Genomic DNA, 18,833 nt, shown 5'->3' on the forward strand with positions numbered 1-18,833 from the left:
GCACCGGCCGCCCCCGCGGATCCCGCCGACGCCCCGGCATCCACCGGCGCCGGGGCCCTCCCACCCCGCCGCCGCCCGACTAACCTAGGTCGAATGACCACACAGCAGGGCCCACAGCGCCAGGCCAAGTCCCTCGCCGGCCCCCGCACCCTCGCCGAGGAGCTCCGGGCCCGGCCCGACGACGACCTCGCCGCCCTGCTCCGGTCCCGCCCCGACCTGCTCAACCCCGTGCCCGGCGACCTCACCCAGCTCACCGCCCGGCTCTCGTCCCGCGCCTCCGCCCTGCGTGCGCTGGAGCGACTGGACCGCTTCACCCTGCAGACCGCCGAGGCCCTCGCCGCGCTCCCCGACGCCTCCTCACCGGCCGCCGTGCGCACGCTGCTGGCCGGCCCGGCCAAGGTGAAGCCGCACCCCGGGGCCACCCCGCTGAGCTCCGCCGACCGCGCCGCCGTCGCCGCCGCGCTGCCCCGCGCCCTGGCCACCCTGCGCGACCGGGCCCTGCTCTGGGGGCCCGACAACGGGCTGCGCCTGGTCATCGCGGCCCGCGAGGCACTCGCGCCGACCGCCGCCAACCCCGGCCGCACCGGCCTCGGCCCGACCTTCGCCGAGGCGAGCACCGGCATGTCCCCGGCCCGGCTCCAGCAGTTGCTCGCCTCCGCCGGGCAGCCGGCGACGCCCGACCCGGTCACCGCCGTCGGCGCGTTCACCGCCCTGCTCGGCGACCGCGCCCGCTGCGAGGCCCTGCTCGCCACCGCCCCCGAGGCCGCGCTGCGGCTGCTCGACCGTCTGGTCTGGGGACCACCCACCGGCACCGTCCCGGACGCCACCCGCCCGGTCACCGCGCAGGACGCCCGGAGTCCGGTCGAATGGCTGCTGGCCCGGGGTCTGCTGCTGCCCACCAGCCCGGGCAGCGTCGTCCTGCCCCGTGAACTCGCCCTGCACCTGCGCGGCGGACGCTCGCACCGCACCGTCGAGCCGGTCCAGCCCGAACCCGCGCCCACCGCCGCGCCGCGCGACCCCGGGACGGTGGACGGCGCGGCCGCCGGGCAGGCGCACACCGCCGTCCGGACCGTCGAGGAGCTGCTGGAGCTCTGGGGTCTCACCCCGCCGACCACCCTGCGCGCCGGCGGCCTCGGGGTGCGCGATCTCAAGCGCACCGCCCTGGCCCTGGAGGGCACCGAGCAGACCGCCGCATTCTGGCTCGAACTCGCCTACACCGCAGGTCTGTTGGCCTCGGACGGCGAGGTCGACGAGCACTGGGCGCCGACGCCCGGGTACGACGAGTGGCTGCGTCTGGACACCGCCGGACGCTGGACCGTGCTCGCCCGCGCCTGGCTCGCCGCGACCCGCGTCCCGGCCCTGGCCGGCACCGCCGACGGCAAGGGCAAGCAGCGCGCCGCGCTCGGCCCCGAACTGGACCGCACCCTCGCCCCGTCCGTGCGCCGCGCCGCCCTCGCCCTGCTCGCCGAACTCCCGCCGGGCACCGCGGCCACCCCCGCCGATCTCCTGCCCACCCTGCGCTGGCAGCGCCCGCTGCGCGGCGGGCCGACCGACCCCGACGGCCGCGACCTGCGCGAACACCTGGTCGGCTGGACCCTGGCCGAGGCCGAACTGCTCGGCGTCACCGGCCGCGGCGCCCTCGCCGCCCCCGCCCGCGCGCTGCTCACCGCCGAGGCGGACCCCGCCACCGTGCTCGCCCCGCTGCTGCCGCGGCCGCTCGACCACGTGATCCTCCAGCCGGACCTCACCGCGATCGCGCCCGGCCCGCTGCTCACCCCGCTCGCCCAGGCGCTCGCGCTCTGCGCCGACATCGAGTCCAAGGGCGGCGCGACCGTCTACCGCTTCACCCCGGAGTCGGTCCGGCGCGCCCTCGACGCCGGACGCGGCGCGGCCGACCTGCGGGCCTTCCTGGCCCAGCACTCCCGCACCCCGGTCCCGCAGCCGCTCGCCTACCTGATCGACGACGTCGCCCGCCGGCACGGCCTGCTGCGGGTCGGCGCCGCCTCGTCCTACCTGCGCTGCGACGACCCGTCGCTGCTGAACGAGATCCTCGCCGACCGCCGCTCCGCCGACCTGCGGCTGCGGCTGCTCGCACCGACCGTGCTGGCCGCCCAGGCCCCGCCGGACGTCCTGCTCGCCACCCTGCGCGCGATGGGCTACGCGCCGGCCGCCGAGTCCGCCGACGGCGATGTGCTGATCACCCGCCCGGACAGCCACCGCACCCCGCCCCGGGCGGCGCCGGTGCCCGTCCCGGACGGCCCGCCGGCACCCGACGACACCCTGCTCGCCGCCGCCGTCAAGGCGATCCGGGCCGGCGACCGGGCCGCCACCGCCGTCCGCCGCGAGCCCGCCGCCGCGTCCGGGCGCCAGCTGCCGCGCACCGCCGCCGCCGAGACCCTGGCGGCCCTCCAGACGGCCGTCCTGCTCGGCGAGCGGATGTGGATCGGCTACCTCAACGCCGAGGGCCTGGCCAGCCAGCGGATCATCGACCCGGTGAAGGTCGAGGGCGGCTACGTGACCGCCTTCGACCACCACGACGGCGAGCTGCGCACCTTCGCGCTGCACCGGATCACCGGGGTCGCCGAGCTCGACGAGTGACCCCGGGCTCAGTGGCCCTGCTGCTGGGCCTCCTGCTCGGCCTGCTTCTGCTTCATCGCCTTGTCCGCCATGGCCGCGAGGTCGCCCTGCCCGACCGGCATCACGGCGTTCGCCCCGGCCAGGTCGGCGAGCAGGAACCCGGGCGCCGCCAGCAGCCCGCCGGGCCCCTCGCCGACACCCGCGACCGCGTGCGCGGAACCGGCCGAGGAGGCGGTCGCGGCGAAGGCCGTACCGGCCAGGGCGAGAGCGGTGAGAACACGCTTCGACTTGTTCATGCAGGGATCAACGAGCCACTCCCGCCACGGTCACCCCCCGCGTCGCCGGCCGCACGGCCCGTACCCCCGGTTGACGGGCCGCCCCGACCGGCGTAGTCCGGAATGACGGGGGTGACGAAAGGAGTCATCATGCTCGGCGATCTCATTGGCGAGACCCGGAACAAGGACACCGGCCGCCGCGTCCTCGACGCCGGCGACGGCCACGTCGTGGTGGAGGTCTCGTTCGAGAGCAAGGGCAACTACTACGGCACCCCGGTCACCGGCTTCGGCACCTACGAGTCCGAACTCCGCCCCGACGGCACCCTGCACGGCGAGGGCCAGGGCGTCGACATGACGGCCGACGGCCAGACCGTCACCTGGCGCGGCATCGCGGTCGGCCACTTCACCGAGGGCGGCGGCACCAGCTGGCGCGGATCGCTCTTCTTCTCCACCGCCTCGCCGCAGCTCGACCGCCTCACCCACCTCGTCGGCCTCTTCGAGTACGAGGTGGCACCCGACGGCACCTCGGCCGGCAAGTACTACGAGTGGAAGTAGCCGCTCGCCGGGGGCGGTCCCGTCCACCCGCCCGGATGCGCGACACTGGAGGGTCGGCGTGCCGCAGGACCCGCGGCCCCGACCGACCTGTCAGCCAGTGGAGGGCTTCCCCGCGTGAACGACGGACCGCTCATCGTCCAGAGCGACAAAACTCTCCTCCTGGAGATCGACCACCCCAGGGCCGCCGAATGCCGGCGGGCCATCGCGCCGTTCGCCGAGCTGGAGCGGGCGCCGGAGCACGTGCACACCTACCGGGTGACACCGCTCGGGCTGTGGAACGCGCGGGCCGCGGGCCATGACGCCGAACAGGTGGTCGACGCCCTGGTGAACTACTCCCGCTACCCGGTGCCGCACGCGCTGCTGGTCGACGTGGCCGACACGATGGCCAGGTACGGGCGGCTGCGGCTGACCAAGCACCCCACCCACGGCCTGGTGCTGAGCACCACCGACCGCCCGGTGCTGGAGGAGGTGCTGCGTTCCAAGAAGGTCGCCCCGCTGGTGGGCGACCGGGTCGACCCGGACACCGTGGTCGTGCACCCCTCCGAACGCGGCCAGATCAAGCAGGTGCTGCTCAAGCTCGGCTGGCCCGCCGAGGACTTCGCCGGCTACGTGGACGGCGAGGCGCACCCGATCGAGCTGGCCGAGGACGGCTGGAGCCTGCGCCCCTACCAGGCGCAGGCGGTCGAGGGGTTCTGGCACGGCGGCTCGGGCGTGGTCGTGCTGCCCTGCGGCGCCGGCAAGACCCTGGTCGGCGCGGCGGCCATGGCGCACGCCAAGTCGACCACGCTGATCCTGGTCACCAACACCGTCTCGGCCCGCCAGTGGAAGCACGAGCTGGTCAAGCGGACCTCGCTGACCGAGGACGAGATCGGCGAGTACAGCGGCACCAGGAAGGAGATCCGTCCGGTCACCATCGCGACCTACCAGGTGATGACCACCAAGCGGAAGGGCGTCTACGCCCACCTGGAGCTGTTCGACGCGCGCAACTGGGGCCTGGTCGTCTACGACGAGGTCCACCTGCTGCCGGCCCCGGTGTTCAAGTTCACCGCCGACCTCCAGGCCCGCCGCCGGCTCGGCCTGACCGCCACCCTGGTGCGCGAGGACGGCCGCGAGGGCGACGTGTTCAGCCTCATCGGCCCGAAGCGCTTCGACGCGCCGTGGAAGGAGATCGAGGCCCAGGGCTACATCGCGCCCGCCGACTGCTGCGAGGTCCGGGTCACCCTGACCGACTCCGAGCGGCTCGCCTACGCCACCGCCGAGCCGGAGGAGCGGTACCGGTTCTGCGCCACCACGGCGACCAAGCGCCGGGTGGTGGAGGCCCTGGTCAAGAAGCACGAGAAGGACCAGACGCTGATCATCGGCCAGTACATCGACCAGTTGGACGAACTCGGCGAGGTCCTGGACGCCCCGGTGATCAAGGGCGAGACCAGCAACGCCCAGCGGGAGAAGCTCTTCGACGCCTTCCGCAACAAGGAGATCGGCGTCCTCGTCGTCTCCAAGGTGGCCAACTTCTCGATCGACCTGCCGGAGGCGACCGTCGCCATCCAGGTCTCCGGGACCTTCGGCTCCCGCCAGGAGGAGGCCCAGCGCCTCGGCCGGGTCCTGCGCCCCAAGGCGGACGGCCACTCCGCCCACTTCTACTCCGTGGTCGCCCGGGACACCGTCGACCAGGACTTCGCGGCCCACCGCCAGCGCTTCCTCGCCGAACAGGGCTACGCCTACCGCATCATCGACGCGGACGACGTGCTGTAGCGGGAGTCAGGGACGGTAGTCCAGGGCGTCCAGCAAACTCCCCATCGAGGTACAGGGATTGCTGACGCACCAGCACTCGATCTGCTCACTCTGCTGCTCGTGCCGGGCGTGCAGGTCGAGTGCTGCCCTCCGGGCCTTCTCCGTGTGTTCGCGGACGTCGTCGAAATCGAACGCCTTGCCCTTGTGGCCGTAGCCCTTGAGGACCTTCTCCAAGTCCTTCGCCGCTTGGTGGCTCGCCAGGTACGCCCGCGCTTGGTCGAAGTGCAGCAGGAGCCACACCTCGAAGCAGGGCGAGGAGAGCGCGCAGTTCACACCGTTCTGCTTGGCCGTACGAAGGGCCCGGTCCAGCGAGGGGTGCTGGCGCGGTGCCTCGACGTCCAGGACGCACCACACCTCGTCGAAGGGGTCGTCGACCTTCTTGGCATGCCCGATCGCCGCGGTCACCAGCTTGACCGGCTCACCGTGGGTATTGCCGATCTTCAGCGAGATCGGGCGACCCCTGAGATCCCGTGCCAGACCGTTCAGGTAGATCTTCTCGGTGACTTCCCCCTCGCAGTAGATCAAGAAGCTCCGCTCGGGCTCACGTGTGTGTGCCTTCTGCCTCTTCGTCCCAAGCGGCTTGCCCCGCCTCATCGACCCCACGCTTCGCCCCGATCCCCACCAGAAGCTCTTCGTCGAAGAACGGTAGCGCACCGTAACGACCGGCGAGGTAGCGCTTCTCAAGATTCTCCACGCCGTCCCTGACCTTGAAGTCGACGAGAGCGGTGAGCTCGGTGGCGCCTGTGCGGACCCCCTTGGTCGCCAAGTAGATCTGATCGCGGTGCAGGTTCGCCTCGCTGTGCGGAGCCAGGAGCGTGGCGTCGTGGCTGTTGAAGAGGAGTTGCGCGCCGTTGACGTTGCGCACCGGGTCCTGGAACAACGCGACGAGCCTGGCAGCCAGGTGCGGGTGGAGGTGCGCATCGAGTTCGTCGACGACCAGCAGCGATCCGTTCCTCAACGTGGTCATCACTGGACCCAGTAGCCCCGCCCACGTCCGGGTCCCGCTCGACTCGTCCCGGAGGGCAAGCCTGACGGCCCCCTCCTCAGAGGCGTGGACGAACTGGACCTGCGGCGGCAGCTTGTACTGCGCTATGAATTCGGGGGCGAGGACTCCGGCCGTCGACTTCACGAACTTGGCCTTCTCCTCCTCGTCCGCCTCCGTGAACATGAGGTCCGCGATTCCCAGGTCCGCGAACCGAAGCAACCGTCGCACCTCTTCCTGCGACGATGCTCCGCCCTCCCAGAGCAGGCGGGTCTCCGCCAGCCGGGCCTCGAAGTTGCCGTCCACCGCGACCCGCAGCCCCCGGTGGAACCAGTGCTGGATCCGTCGTAGAACCTCGTGATTGTTCCCGGCCCCTGCTGACAGGTAGAGACTGTTCGGACGAACCACGTCCTCGATGAGCTTCTTGCGCCCCTTGAAACTGGGCCCGTATTCGTAGTGCGACGTCCCGTCCTCGGCGACCGACCGCTCGAACAGCCGACGCGGGCGCCCCTCGGGGTAGCTCCTGAGCCACTCTTCGTGCACTCGGTCGCCGTCGATCTCGAACCCGTACTCGAAGGAAACTCCGTCCAGCACCACGTCTACGGCGAAGGCCGATGGCATTTCGCGGCCCTCGGCGCCGAGCAGGAACGGTGTGCGTCCCGTCCCGCCGTCCGGCAGCCAGCGGGCATGCGATTCGAGGACGGCGCGCTGCATGTAGGCCAGTGACTTCAGCGCGTTGGATTTTCCGGAGGCGTTGGCTCCGAAGACCGCCAGCACCGGCAGGACATCGACGCCCACCGAGGCAACGGCAGTCACTGCGATGTCGTCGTGCTCGTCGGTCGCGACCAGACTCAGCTCCTGCTCCTCCAGGAGCGAAGCGTGGTTGGCCACCCGGAAACGCATCAGCATCGCTGGCCCTCCTCATCTGCCGATGGGAAGACTACCCAAATCAGATCGCAGAAATACGCAGAGTTTCACAAATTCTGCGTTCTGATTGCATGCTGCTCAGTAGCGGACGCCGTCGCGGCCGAGGAGGATCACGCGCGCGGCGGTGTCCAGGGCGATGCCGACGTTGCGGACGGTGGTGGTGAGGGGGTTGCGGCGGCGGCCGGCGGTGGCGGTGGCGCCGGACGGGGCGGTACGGGTGCGGTGCTGCGATGCGCTCATGTGTTCCACGGTAGGCACCCGAACGGCCGCAGCCATCACCCCGAAGGCCGTACCCGACGGGACGAAGGTCGTCCTCCGGGAGTACGGAGGCCCCGAGTCCGTCAGGGCTGGATCCCCGAGGCCGGCACGGCTAGGATCGTCCGTCTGCCCCCTCCCGAACCGTGGTGCCCGCTGAAGTCGCGCGGGCAGCCGGGGGAGGTGCCGACCGCACGGCAACCGGTCGGCTGTATCCACCGTGAGCTCCTACGATCCGCTGCGCCCGGCCTTCCGGGGGCAGCCGGGAAGGTTCGCTGTGCCCGCCACCCCCACCACCGACCCCCTGCAGCGCGAGCGCGACCACCTCGCCTCGTCCCGGGCCGCCCTGCGCGCGATGCGCGAGGACGTCGAGTCCCTGGACATCCGCGACGTGACCGGCACCTGGGTCACCGCCATCGTGCTGCACAAGCAGATCGAGGCCAGGATCGCCGCCCTGGCCGACCTCTCGCACACCCCGCTGTTCTTCGGCCGGCTCGACTACCTGCACGCCATCGGCGAGGACTTGAGCGAGGGCTCCGGCGGCGACAGCTTCTACATCGGGCGCCGGCACGTGCACGACGCCGAGGGCGACCCGATGGTGATCGACTGGCGCGCGCCGGTCTCCCAGCCGTTCTACCGGGCCAGCCGCACCGCCCCGATGGACGTCGAGCGCCGCCGCCGCTTCGGCTACACCGGCGGTGAACTGACCGCGTACGAGGACGAGCACCTCACCGATCCCGCCGAGGACGACACCGCCTCCGCCCTGCTGGCCGCCGAGATCGAGAAGCCGCGCGTCGGCCCGATGCGCGACATCGTGGCCACCATCCAGCCGGAGCAGGACGAGATCGTCCGCGCCGACATCTCCGGCACCCTCTGCGTGCAGGGGGCGCCCGGCACCGGGAAGACCGCCGTCGGCCTGCACCGGGTGGCCTACCTGCTGTACGCGCACCGGGAGCGGCTGGCCCGCACCGGCACCCTGGTGATCGGCCCGAACAACGCCTTCCTCTCCTACATCGAGCAGGTGCTGCCCGCGCTGGGCGAGCTGGACGTCGCCCAGGCGACCGTGCAGCAGCTGGTCGCGCACGTCGAGGTCCGCGGCGAGGACTCGCCCGAGGCGGCCCGGCTGAAGGGCGACGCCCGGATGGCCGAGGTGCTGCGGCGGGCGGTGCGCTCCGGCATCGCGCTGCCCACCGAGCCCTGTGTGGTGGTCCGCGGCTCCCGCCGCTGGCGCGTCCCGGTCCACGAACTGACCGGGATCATCGAGGAACTGAAGGCCCGGGAGACCCGCTACGGCGCGGCCGCGGAGGCGCTGCCGCAGCGGATCGCGCACGCCGTGCTGCTGAAGATGGAGCAGTCCGGCGAGGCCCCGGACGACCGGGTGCAGGACGCGGTGGCCCGCAACGCCGCCGTGAAGGCGACGGTCAAGCAGTGCTGGCCGACGGTGGACCCGGCCAAGCTGGTGCTGCGGCTGCTGTCCGACCCGGAGTTCCTGGCCGGGTGCGCGGAGGGCGTGCTGACCGCCGAGGAGCAGGCCGCCGTGCTGTGGCCCCGGCCGGGCCGCTCGGTGAGGACCGCCCGCTGGACCACCGCCGACGCCGTGCTGGTCGACGAGGCGACGGACCTGGTGCGTCGCACCCCCTCGCTCGGGCACGTGGTGCTGGACGAGGCGCAGGACCTCTCCCCGATGCAGTACCGAGCGGTCGGCCGCCGCTGCAGCACCGGTTCGGCGACCGTGCTCGGCGACCTCGCCCAGGGCACCACCCCGTGGGCGACGGCGAGTTGGCCGGAGGCGCTGCACCACCTGGGCAAGCCGGCCGCGCACATCGAGGAGCTGACCAAGGGTTTCCGGGTGCCGGAGGAGGTCATCGCGTACGCCTCCCGGCTGCTGCCGTCGATCGCCCCGGGTCTGGCGCCGGCCGGTTCGGTCCGTGAGGCCCCGGGCTCGCTGACGGTCCGCCGGGTCGATCCGGAGGAGCGGGCCGGGGCCGTGGTCGCGGCCTGTCGACGGGCGCTCGGCAAGGAGGGCTCGACCGGTCTGATCGCCGCCGACGCGCGGGTGCCGCTGCTGGCCGAGGCGCTGACGGCGGCCGGACTGCCGCACCTCGCCCCGGGCGCCGAGACCAGTGCGGAGGCCCGGCTGACCCTGGTCCCGGCCTCGCTGGCGAAGGGTCTGGAGTACGACTACGTGGTGCTGGACGAGCCGGCCGCGGTGGTCGCGGGCGAGCCGGACGAGCGGACCGGTCTGCGGCGGCTGTACGTGGCGCTGACCCGTGCGGTCTCCGGCCTGGAGGTGCTGCACGCCGAGCCGCTGCCGGCGCAGCTGGACTGACGCCGGCCTGCGACGGGCGGGCGCCGGCACCGGTTCGGGTGCCACCGCCCGCCCGTCGTACGGCCGTTGTTCAGCCGTCGATCAGCGTCCGCCACTCGGCGACCTTGGCGGCGTCCACCGGCGACTGCCAGCCGTCGACCCGCACCGCGCCGCCGACGTGGAAGGCGTCGAAGCCGGCCCCGCGCAGCCCCGGCAGGTGCTCGGCCCGAAGGCCGCCGCCGATGAGGATCCGCTGGGTGTAGCCGGGCTCGCCGGCCCGGGCGAGCTCGGCCAGCAGGACGTCCAGTCCGGCGTCCACGCCGCCGGCCGAGCCGGAGGTGAGGAAGGTGTCCAGACCGGGCAGCGCGCCGACGGCGGCGCGGACGGCGGCCCGGTCGGCGCTGTGGTCGATCGCCCGGTGGAAGGTCCAGCGGCAGCCGGCGATCGCCTCGGCGACCGCCTCGGTGGCGGCCAGGTCGACCGCGCCCTCGGCGTCGAGGAAGCCGAGGACGAACTCGTCGGCGCCCTCGGCCCGGAGCGCGGCGGCGCGGTCGCGCAGCGCGTCCAGGTCGCCGGGGGCGAAGCCGTCCCGGATCCGGAGCATGACCCGCAGCGGGAGCTCGACGGCGGCCCGGATCTTGGCGAAGTCCTCGACCCCGGGGGTGAGGCCGTCCGCGGCCATGTCGGTGACCAGTTCGAGCCGGTCGGCGCCGCCCGACTCGGCGGCCTGGGCATCCTGGGGCGTCAGCGCGATGACTTCGAAAATTGGTCTAGACATATTAGACAGAGTGCCACATCGCCCCGGCCCCGGCGAGCCCCGTGCGGCCACTTGGCCGGAGAACGCGCACCCCGGAAAGCACCGGACGACACACCCCGGAAAACACGGAACGGCCGGACGCTCCGGGCCCGTGACCCGGTCGTCCGGCCGTTCGGAGCGGCGAGGCCCCGGCCGTCCCCGCTCAGGCGAGGCTCCGGTGACCTCCCGCCCCGGTCCCGCGGTGCAGCAGCCCACCGGCCACCATCGTGGCGACCAGCGCCAGGCCCACCACCGGCAGCAGTCGCCAGACCCCGCCGATCGACTGCCAGATCCGGAACAGGCTGAACATCAGCGTCAGCGGCAGCACCGCCAGCCCCATCGCGGCCGGGACCAGCCGGTCGCGCGCCGCGAAGAGCACCGCCAGCAGCGGGACCAGCACCAGCGCCGCGCCCGCCGTTCCGTCCATCAGCACCCAGGAGCTGTAGAAGTCCTCCGCCACCAGGACCAGCCCGCCGCCCACCGCCGCGGTCAGCACCAGCGCCCGGTCGCCCCGGGTCGGCCGCCGCAGCAGTTCCTGAGGCGCGAGCGCGAACAGCAGCCCGGCGAACAGCTGCGGGGTCGCCTCGCAGGACTTGTTGAACACCAGCCAGACGTTGGGCATGGTCAGGACCGCCAGCGCCACGCCCAGCGCGCCCACCGCCGCCAGGGCGACGGCCGCCGTCCGGGCGAGCCGCCACCGGCCGGCCAGCACCGCGCCGACCAGCAGCAGCGGCACCAGCAGGGCGCCGTAGTACCAGGCGAAGGCGGGGAACTGCACCGCCCGGTCCGGCAGGTCCCACATCCAGTCCGGAGCCCGGCCGGTCGCGTCGTGCAGCACCTGGGTCAGCCCCAGCCCCGCGACCGCTCCGGCGATCAGCGGCGCCGCCAGCGCGAGCAGCCGCCCGGCGGTGGACGAGGAGGTCAGGCCGGTGCGCATCCGCAGTCCGTACGCCCCGAGGTCGAGCGCCTCGCGCGCGGCGGTGAGCCTTCCGCCCTCGGCCGTGGAGTCGGCGAAGACGGCGGACAGCTCGTCGCCGCGCTCACGGCGGTAGCGGGCCGGGTAGAGCCGCAGCGCGGCCCGGAACACCACCGGCTCCCCCGCTCCGGGGAAGAACTGGATCGTCATGCGAGTGCCCCCTTCGCCTTGAAGAACGCGAGCTTGCCGCCCCCGGCCACGGGGCGGACCGCGGCCGGTCGGGCGGCTGACGCGCGGACGGCGGCGAGCCGCCGCTGGGCCTCCCCGGCGACGGCGGCCAGCCGCTCCGCCTCGGTGCCCAGCGCGCCCCGCCCGCCCTCGGTGAGCGCGTAGGTGCGCCGGGCGCGGCCGTCGACGATCTCCTCGGCCGCGACCTCGATCAGCCCCTGCTGGAGCAGTCGGTCCAGCGCGCCGTACAGGGTGCCGGTCCGCATCTTCACCCGGCCGTCCGAGATCGCGGAGATCTCCTGGATGAGCGCGTAGCCGTGCCGCGGGGCGTCGGCCAGCGCGGTGAGCAGGAGCAGCGTCGGCTCTTGCATCGCCCGTTCAGTCATGGAGCTACATATACCTTTCGTCGACATATCATGTCCAGCGGAATCTTTGGCGGCGCGGTCCGGGCCAGCAGAATGGCGCCATGCCGGAAGCCGACGCCCCCGCCACCGCCACCGCCACCGCCACCGCGCCAGCCGCCACAGCCGCCGAGGACCTGCTCACCGCCTGGACCGCCCTGCTGCACCGCTGCGGCACGGCCACCGACCCCGAACCGGCCGGGCGGGAACTGCTGCGCCGCTGGTCCGAGCCGCAGCGCCGGTACCACACCGTCGAGCACCTGCGCGCGGTGCTGGGCCACGTCGACACCCTCGCCGATCACGCCGACGACCCGGACGCCGTCCGGCTGGCCGCCTGGTTCCACGACGCCGTCTACCGGCCGGACCGCTCCGAGAACGAGGAGCGCAGCGCCGCCCTGGCCGTCCGGGCGCTGGGCGGGAGCGGGCTCCCGGCGGCCCGGGTCGCCGAGGTCGCCCGGCTGGTCCGGCTCACCGTCACCCACCGCCCCGAGCCCGGCGACCGCGACGGCGAGGTGCTGTGCGACGCCGATCTCGCGGTGCTCGGCGGCGGGCCGGCGGCCTACGCGGCGTACGCGGCGGCCGTCCGGGAGGAGTACGCGTTCGTGCCCGAGCCGGACTTCCGGGCCGGGCGCGCGGCCGTGCTGCGCCAGTTGCTCGCGCTGCCCGCGCTGTTCCGCACGACGACCGCCCACCGGCGCTTCGACGCCGCCGCCCGGGCCAACCTCGCCGCCGAGCTCGCCGGTCTGGAGGCACCGGGCGGGGACGGCCGGGAGTGACGGCGGGTCGACAACGGCACGAGGTGTCCGCCGTCGACCCGCCCACCGTCGACCCGCCCACCGTCGACCCGGACGTGGTCAGCCCGCCCGCCGCGCCAGCGGCAGCCGGCCCCGGCTGAAGGCCGCCGCCCCCAGCCCCGCCACCACCGGAAGCACCACCGTGATCAGCACCAGGAGCCCCCAGGGCGCGGCGAACGGCACCGCCGGCGCGCCGAGCTGCCCGGCCGTGTGCGACCGCAGCAGCCCCAGCGCGGGCACGAACCCGCTCACCGTGCCCAGCACCGCGCCGATGCCCGCGATCAGCGTGCACTGCAGCCCGGCCTGGATCCGGTTCATCCGCGGCGGAGCGCCGACGGCGGCCAGCGTGGCCCGGTCGTTGCGCGAGTCGGCCGCGGCCAGCCCGGTGGCCACGGCGGCGGCGCCGAGCACCACCACCACGGCGAACCCGCCGAGCGCCAGGGTGTTCGTGTCCCCCTTCGGCTGGTAGCCGCGCTCCACCGCCAGCTGGGCGTGCGGCACGAGCTGGGCGACGGCCGCCTCGGCGCGCTGCTGCGCCTTGCGGTCGGGCGCGACCCCGGGGCGCCAGACCGACCCGTTGGGCCTGGGCGTGAGCCCGGCCCTGCGCACCGCCTCCGGGCCCATCAGCACCGCCCCGTACCGGGCCGCGTCGGGGTTCTGCGCCAGGACGGCCTCGACGGGGACCTCGATCCGCTCCGTCCCCGGCACCTGCCCGGGCTGGACCGGTCCGCCGGCGGCGCCCTGCATCGTCAGCGTCACCCGCCCGCTGTTCAGGAACGCGGGGTCGAAGACCACGGCCCGGCCCGCGGCGAGGGCCTCCTCGGCCGCCCGGTCGTGCACGCCGAACAGGCTGTGCAGGACCGTCGTGTCGCCGGACAGCACCCGGTTCAGGACGCCGCCGGACTCCGAGCGCGCACCGCTCCCCTTGGCCTGCACCGTGCTGGAGCAGTTGTCGCAGAACACGTAGGTCACCTCCTGGACGTCGGCGGGGGCGCCCAGGTTCGGCAGGGCCTGCTCGACGGCGCGGCGCAGCCGGGCCGGTTCCTGGCTGCCCGGGTCCGCGGGGGCGTCGAGCACGACGGCGCCCAGCGGGGCCGCCGGCCGGTAGGAGGCCCGTTCCTGGGCCTCGGTCCCGGTGCTGTAGACACCGACGGCGACGGCTCCGGCGACGGCGGCCATCACGGCGGCCACCGCCGGCGCGGTCCGGCCGCGGTGGCGGGCCGAGTCGCGCAGGGCCAGCCGGGGTCCGAGCGGCAGCCGGCCGGCGAGCCGGCCGAAGAGGGCGATCAGCATCGGGGTGAAGAACAGGATGCCGACCTCGGCGGTGGCCGCGCCGGCGAGCACCGAGAGCGCCCGCTTGTTGAGCCCGCCGAGCACCGGCATGGTGCCGCTCTGGTAGGTCCCCGCGCCGTACAGCGCCACCGCCGCACCGGCGCCGACCAGCAGCAGGCCGACGACCGGCAGCAGGCGGCTGGGCGTGGCGACGGTGTCGCGGCCGGTGAGACCGGCCACCACGTCCCGTCGGGCCGCCTGCACCGCGGGCAGCACCGCGGCGGCGAGCGCGGTCAGCACTCCGACGGCGGCGATCGCCAGCAGGTCGAGCGGCGCGATCGCGAAGTGTCCGAAGCGGCTGCCGCCGGCCCCTTCCAGCCAGGGCCGCAGCGCGGCGACCAGGCCGGTGCCGAGTGCCACTCCGAGGGCGGCTCCGGCCAGTCCGAGCACCAGTCCGCCGCCGAGCACGATGGCCCGGATGTGGCCCCGGTGGCCGCCGGCGGCGCCGACGAGCGCCAGCTGCCGCCGGGAGCGCCGGGCGCCGACCGCGAAGGCCGGGCCGGCCAGCAGGGTGACCTCCAGCAGCGCCATGCCGATCACGGTGACCAGGATGACGGTCCGGTTGTCGCTCTCGGGGGAGACCCACTTGTCGACGTCGTAGGGGACGGCGGAGGTCGGGGGCGGGTCGAGGGCGACCGCCCGGGAGGTCACGGTGAAGCCGTACCGGTTGAGCTTCTGGACGGCGGCCCAGTCGAGTCCGGTACCCGCGGGCAGCCGGACCAGCCAGCTCTCGGTGCGGACGGCCTCGTCCGGGCCCGCGGCGATCGGTCCGCCCGGGGCGTCCGGCGCGGCGGCGGCCGCCGCGGCCAGCGGGGAGATCACCTGGCCGGGCCGGGCGACCAGTTCCACCTTCTTCAGCTCACCGGGGTGCTCGACCACGCCGGTGAGCAGGAACGGGGTCTGCTCCAGTCCCTTGACCGTGGTGGAGTCGCCGAGCCGCAGCCCGGCCTCGTCGAGGAAGGCCCGGGTGACGGCGGCCTCGTTGCGCGCGGCCGGTGCCCGGCCCTCGACCAGGTCGAGCCGTCCCGACCAGACCGGGTCCGTCAGATCGGCCTCGGCGGTGGAGGTGGTGAACAGGCCCTCCCGGGTCGAGGCGCTGACCGCGGGTCCGGAGGTGGCCGGCAGCAGCACCGAGGCGGACGGCAGCAGCCCGCCCAGCAGCGCGGCCGAACTCGCCGCCCCGGCGGCCGCCGGGGCCGAAGCGGGGTCGGTCCGGGCCTCCGGCAGCACCCGCACGCCGTCCTCGGCGAAGGGCGCCTGCTCGACGGAGCGGCCCGGGCGTTCGGCGGAGACCAGGGCGTCCGCCCCGCCCATCAGCCGCCCGACCCGCTCGGCGGGGGTGAGCCGACCGCTCTGGTGGACGATGTCGGCGCCGGTGACGCCGAGCACCGGGAGCGCGACCATGGCGATCACCAGGGCGCTGCGGCCCTTGGCCTTGAGCGCGTCGCGGCGGGCGATGCGCAGCGCGACGCGCAGGGCGGAGAGCTTCATCGCCGTCCCCCGTTCCCGCCGGCGAGCAGCGGGTGCGCGGCCTGCCCGACGCCCCCGTCGACGACGGCGCCGTCGTTGAGGACGACCACGCGGTCGGCCCAGACGGCGTGACGCGGGTCGTGGGTGACCATCATGGCCGCGGCGCCGGCGTCGCAGCGGGCCCGCAGCACGGCCAGCACCGCCTCGCCGGTGGCGGAGTCGAGCGCGCCGGTCGGCTCGTCGGCCAGGACCAGCCGGCGGTCACCGACCAGGGCGCGGGCGATCGCGACGCGCTGCTGCTGGCCGCCGGAGAGCTGTTCGGGGAAGCGGTCGGCCAGCTCCGGGATGCCCATCTCGCGCAGGGCGGTCAGGGCCTCCCGGCGGGCGGTCCGGCCGGACACCCCGTCGAGTTCGCGGGGCAGGGCGACGTTCTCGGCCGCGCTCAGCGCGGGGACGAGGTTGTAGTCCTGGAAGACGTAGCCGACCGAGCGGCGGCGCACGGCGGCGAGCCGGGTGCGGTTCAGCCCGCTCAGCTCGACGCCCTCGACCAGCACCTGTCCGCCACTGGGCCGGTCGAGGCCGCCGGCCAGCGTCAGCAGGGTGGACTTGCCGGAGCCGGAGGGCCCCATCACGGCGACGAACTCGCCGGCGCGCACGGCCAGGTCCACGCCGCGCAGGGCGTGCACCTCGGCTTCGCCGCGCCCGTGCGTCCGGGTGACGGCACGCAGTTCGAGGACGGGACGAACCGGATCTGGCTTGGACATGGGTCTCCCCCACTGGGTTCCGAAAGAAGGACTCGGACGGACTATATATGTCGTTGGACTGCATATGCAGTCCGGCGGTTCCACCGGTACGAAAAAACCGCCGCCGCACCCGGAGGTGCGACGGCGGTACGGAGGAGGGAGGGACCGGCACAAGGACCGGCGCAAGGGCCGGTGAAGAACCGGCGCAAGGACCGGTGAAGGGGGCCGGAGGCTACAGCTCGCCCACCGCCGCCACCACGGCGCCGCGCTTGCCGCACACCCAGTGCGGCTCCGGCCCCAGCTCCGGCTCCACGCCCAGCGCGTGCGGGTCGCCGTCGGCCGCGCAGTCCTCGCACAGCGGCCAGCGGCCGTGGCTCTCCAGCAGCGCGTCCTGGACGTCCTGGGCGACCAGGCCCAGCACGTACCCGGCGCCGTCCGGCCACTGCTCCAGCCACCAGCGCCGGTGCGTCACGGCCTGCTCCACCAGGGACACCACCACGGCGTCGGCGGCGTCCCGCGCGGTCAGGTCGGCCAGGATCAGCGCCCGCGCGGTGTGCAGCGCCGTCTCGATGTCGTCTGTCGTAGCCATCCGTCCAGTCTCCCAAGAACGCCCGCCGACCCGGGAATCCACCGGGCCCGACCCGGGCGGGCGCCGGCCCGGCCCGGGAACGCCGCGAGGGCGGCTCCCCGTCGGGGAACCGCCCTCGCGGACGAAAGACCTGCCGATCCGATCGAAGCGATCAGGATCAGAAGTCCATGTCACCGCCCGGCATGCCGCCGCCGGCGGCAGCGCCGGCCTTCTCCGGCTTGTCCGCGATGACAGCCTCGGTGGTGAGGAACAGCGCCGCGATGGAGGCGGCGTTCTGCAGCGCGGAGCGGGTGACCTTGGCCGGGTCGATGATGCCTGCGGCGACCAGGTCGACGTACTCGTTGGTGGCGGCGTTCAGGCCGTGACCGGCGGGGAGGTTGCGAACCTTCTCCACCACGACGCCACCCTCCAGGCCGGCGTTGGTCGCGATCTGCTTGATCGGGGCCTCCAGCGCGACCTTGACGATGTTCGCACCGGTGGCCTCGTCGCCCTCCAGCTCCAGCTTGTCGAAGGCGACCGAAGCCTGCAGCAGCGCGACGCCACCACCGGCGACGATGCCCTCCTCGACGGCGGCCTTCGCGTTGCGGACGGCGTCCTCGATGCGGTGCTTGCGCTCCTTGAGCTCCACCTCGGTGGCCGCGCCGGCCTTGATGACGGCCACGCCGCCGGCCAGCTTGGCGAGGCGCTCCTGGAGCTTCTCGCGGTCGTAGTCCGAGTCGCTGTTCTCGATCTCGGCGCGGATCTGGTTCACGCGGCCCGCGACCTGCTCGCTGTCGCCGCCACCGTCGACGATGGTCGTCTCGTCCTTGGTGATGACCACCTTGCGGGCGCTGCCCAGCAGGTCGACGCCGGCGTTCTCCAGCTTCAGGCCGACCTCCTCGGAGATCACGGTGCCACCGGTGAGGATGGCGATGTCCTGGAGCATGGCCTTGCGGCGGTCGCCGAAGCCCGGGGCCTTGACGGCGACGGACTTGAAGGTGCCGCGGATCTTGTTCACGACCAGGGTCGACAGGGCCTCGCCCTCGACGTCCTCGGCGATGATGACGAGCGGCTTGCCGCTCTGCATGACCTTCTCCAGCAGCGGCAGCAGGTCCTTGACCGAGCCGATCTTGGAGTTGGCGATCAGGATGTAGGGGTCCTCGAACGAGGTCTCCATACGCTCCAGGTCGGTGGCGAAGTAGGCCGAGATGTAGCCCTTGTCGAAGCGCATGCCCTCGGTGAGCTCGAGCTCCAGACCGAAGGTGTTGCTCTCCTCGACGGTGATGACGCCTTCCTTGCCGACCTTGTCCATGGCCTCGGCGATGAGCTCGCCGATCTGGGTGTCGGCGGCCGAGATGGAGGCGGTGGAGGCGATCTGCTCCTTGGTCTCCACGTCCTTGGCCTGGGCCAGCAGCTGGTCCGAGACGGCGGCGACGGCCTTCTCGATACCGCGCTTCAGGGCCATCGGGTTGGCGCCGGCGGCGACGTTGCGCAGACCCTCGCGGACGAGCGCCTGGGCGAGCACGGTGGCGGTGGTGGTGCCGTCACCCGCGACGTCGTCGGTCTTCTTGGCGACCTCCTTGACGAGCTCCGCGCCGATCTTCTCGTACGGGTCCTCGAGCTCGATCTCCTTGGCGATGGAGACACCGTCGTTGGTGATCGTGGGGGCGCCCCACTTCTTCTCCAGAACGACGTTGCGGCCCTTGGGGCCGAGCGTGACCTTCACTGCGTCGGCAAGCTGGTTCATGCCGCGCTCAAGGCCGCGGCGAGCTTCCTCATCAAAGGCGATGATCTTGGCCATCAGAAGTGGTCCTCCGGGACACGGTCGACTGCTCGGACCAAGGGGTGCCCGCGACGGACGGCCCTGGTGTGCGGGGGTCCATTCCCCTACCGCTCCCTGGGGCCTCACCGACCC

General features: G+C 73.7%; 16 protein-coding genes. 5 read left to right on the top strand and 11 right to left on the bottom strand.

Translation table 11 applies throughout. The annotated features are described in order from the left end of the window. Nucleotides 1-93: 93 nt before the first annotated feature. Entirely contained in the window at nucleotides 94-2,598 is a 2,505-nt protein-coding gene (locus ACIQ9P_RS17090; protein WP_402355737.1) for a helicase C-terminal domain-containing protein, read from the top strand. Nucleotides 2,599-2,606: 8 nt separating this feature from the next. Here ACIQ9P_RS17090 and ACIQ9P_RS17095 read toward each other — a convergent pair whose 3' ends face one another. Next, a complete protein-coding gene (locus ACIQ9P_RS17095) occupies nucleotides 2,607-2,873 on the bottom strand; it encodes a hypothetical protein (RefSeq protein ID WP_402355740.1) in 267 nt (88 codons plus the stop codon). A gap of 129 nt (nucleotides 2,874-3,002) precedes the next feature. Between ACIQ9P_RS17095 and ACIQ9P_RS17100 the strand changes: the two genes are divergently transcribed. Beyond that, on the top strand, nucleotides 3,003-3,407 hold the full coding sequence (locus ACIQ9P_RS17100; protein WP_402355743.1) for a hypothetical protein: 405 nt from the start codon (nucleotides 3,003-3,005) through the stop codon (nucleotides 3,405-3,407). A 114-nt stretch (nucleotides 3,408-3,521) separates the two neighbouring features. After that, entirely contained in the window at nucleotides 3,522-5,159 is a 1,638-nt protein-coding gene (locus tag ACIQ9P_RS17105; protein WP_402355746.1) for a DNA repair helicase XPB, read from the top strand. Between the two features lie 6 nt (nucleotides 5,160-5,165). Here the strand turns inward: ACIQ9P_RS17105 and ACIQ9P_RS17110 are convergent, their stop codons facing one another. From ACIQ9P_RS17110 to ACIQ9P_RS17120, 3 genes are all read right to left on the bottom strand, one after another. Beyond that, nucleotides 5,166-5,723: an RloB family protein gene (locus tag ACIQ9P_RS17110; protein WP_402355749.1), complete on the bottom strand. Its 558-nt coding sequence runs from the start codon at nucleotides 5,721-5,723 to the stop codon at nucleotides 5,166-5,168. Between the two features lie 16 nt (nucleotides 5,724-5,739). Then, nucleotides 5,740-7,089, bottom strand: coding sequence for an ATP/GTP-binding protein (locus tag ACIQ9P_RS17115; protein WP_402355752.1), 1,350 nt, complete (start codon nucleotides 7,087-7,089; stop codon nucleotides 5,740-5,742). Between the two features lie 96 nt (nucleotides 7,090-7,185). After that, nucleotides 7,186-7,347 (bottom strand): hypothetical protein, encoded by a 162-nt coding sequence (locus ACIQ9P_RS17120; RefSeq protein WP_402355755.1) that lies wholly within the window; start codon nucleotides 7,345-7,347, stop codon nucleotides 7,186-7,188. A 292-nt stretch (nucleotides 7,348-7,639) separates the two neighbouring features. Between ACIQ9P_RS17120 and ACIQ9P_RS17125 the strand changes: the two genes are divergently transcribed. Continuing rightward, nucleotides 7,640-9,691, top strand: a complete 2,052-nt coding sequence (locus tag ACIQ9P_RS17125) for a HelD family protein (protein WP_402355758.1) — start codon at nucleotides 7,640-7,642, stop codon at nucleotides 9,689-9,691. Nucleotides 9,692-9,761: 70 nt separating this feature from the next. On the opposite strand, the gene ACIQ9P_RS17130 is transcribed toward ACIQ9P_RS17125, so the two are convergent. From ACIQ9P_RS17130 to ACIQ9P_RS17140, 3 genes are all read right to left on the bottom strand, one after another. Then, complete coding sequence (locus tag ACIQ9P_RS17130) at nucleotides 9,762-10,448, bottom strand: copper homeostasis protein CutC (RefSeq protein WP_402355761.1); 687 nt, start codon at nucleotides 10,446-10,448, stop codon at nucleotides 9,762-9,764. Nucleotides 10,449-10,629: 181 nt separating this feature from the next. Continuing rightward, complete coding sequence (locus ACIQ9P_RS17135) at nucleotides 10,630-11,592, bottom strand: hypothetical protein (RefSeq protein ID WP_402355764.1); 963 nt, start codon at nucleotides 11,590-11,592, stop codon at nucleotides 10,630-10,632. Next, nucleotides 11,589-11,996: a PadR family transcriptional regulator gene (locus ACIQ9P_RS17140; RefSeq protein ID WP_402355767.1), complete on the bottom strand. Its 408-nt coding sequence runs from the start codon at nucleotides 11,994-11,996 to the stop codon at nucleotides 11,589-11,591. Before ACIQ9P_RS17140 ends, ACIQ9P_RS17135 begins: the two co-directional genes overlap by 4 nt. An 80-nt stretch (nucleotides 11,997-12,076) precedes the next feature. Between ACIQ9P_RS17140 and ACIQ9P_RS17145 the strand changes: the two genes are divergently transcribed. Further along, complete coding sequence (locus tag ACIQ9P_RS17145) at nucleotides 12,077-12,787, top strand: hypothetical protein (RefSeq protein ID WP_402355770.1); 711 nt, start codon at nucleotides 12,077-12,079, stop codon at nucleotides 12,785-12,787. Nucleotides 12,788-12,865: 78 nt separating this feature from the next. Here ACIQ9P_RS17145 and ACIQ9P_RS17150 read toward each other — a convergent pair whose 3' ends face one another. The 4 genes from ACIQ9P_RS17150 to groL all read right to left on the bottom strand — a co-directional run bounded on the left by ACIQ9P_RS17150 (nucleotide 12,866) and on the right by groL (nucleotide 18,719). Beyond that, entirely contained in the window at nucleotides 12,866-15,628 is a 2,763-nt protein-coding gene (locus ACIQ9P_RS17150) for an FtsX-like permease family protein (protein WP_402355773.1), read from the bottom strand. Beyond that, the gene (locus ACIQ9P_RS17155; protein WP_402355776.1) at nucleotides 15,625-16,371 is read right to left on the bottom strand and encodes an ABC transporter ATP-binding protein; all 747 of its coding nucleotides are present in this window, start codon (nucleotides 16,369-16,371) and stop codon (nucleotides 15,625-15,627) included. Before ACIQ9P_RS17155 ends, ACIQ9P_RS17150 begins: the two co-directional genes overlap by 4 nt. Nucleotides 16,372-16,582: 211 nt before the next feature. Beyond that, nucleotides 16,583-16,939 carry a hypothetical protein gene (locus tag ACIQ9P_RS17160; RefSeq protein ID WP_402355779.1) on the bottom strand — a complete coding sequence of 119 codons (357 nt, stop codon included), beginning with the start codon at nucleotides 16,937-16,939 and terminating at the stop codon, nucleotides 16,583-16,585. Nucleotides 16,940-17,096: 157 nt separating this feature from the next. Beyond that, the gene (groL, locus tag ACIQ9P_RS17165) at nucleotides 17,097-18,719 is read right to left on the bottom strand and encodes a chaperonin GroEL (RefSeq protein WP_402355782.1); all 1,623 of its coding nucleotides are present in this window, start codon (nucleotides 18,717-18,719) and stop codon (nucleotides 17,097-17,099) included. Nucleotides 18,720-18,833 lie beyond the last annotated feature (114 nt).

The sequence above is a fragment of the Kitasatospora sp. NPDC094019 genome (assembly GCF_044764505.1).
In the GTDB taxonomy this organism is placed as follows: Bacteria; Actinomycetota; Actinomycetes; order Streptomycetales; family Streptomycetaceae; genus Kitasatospora.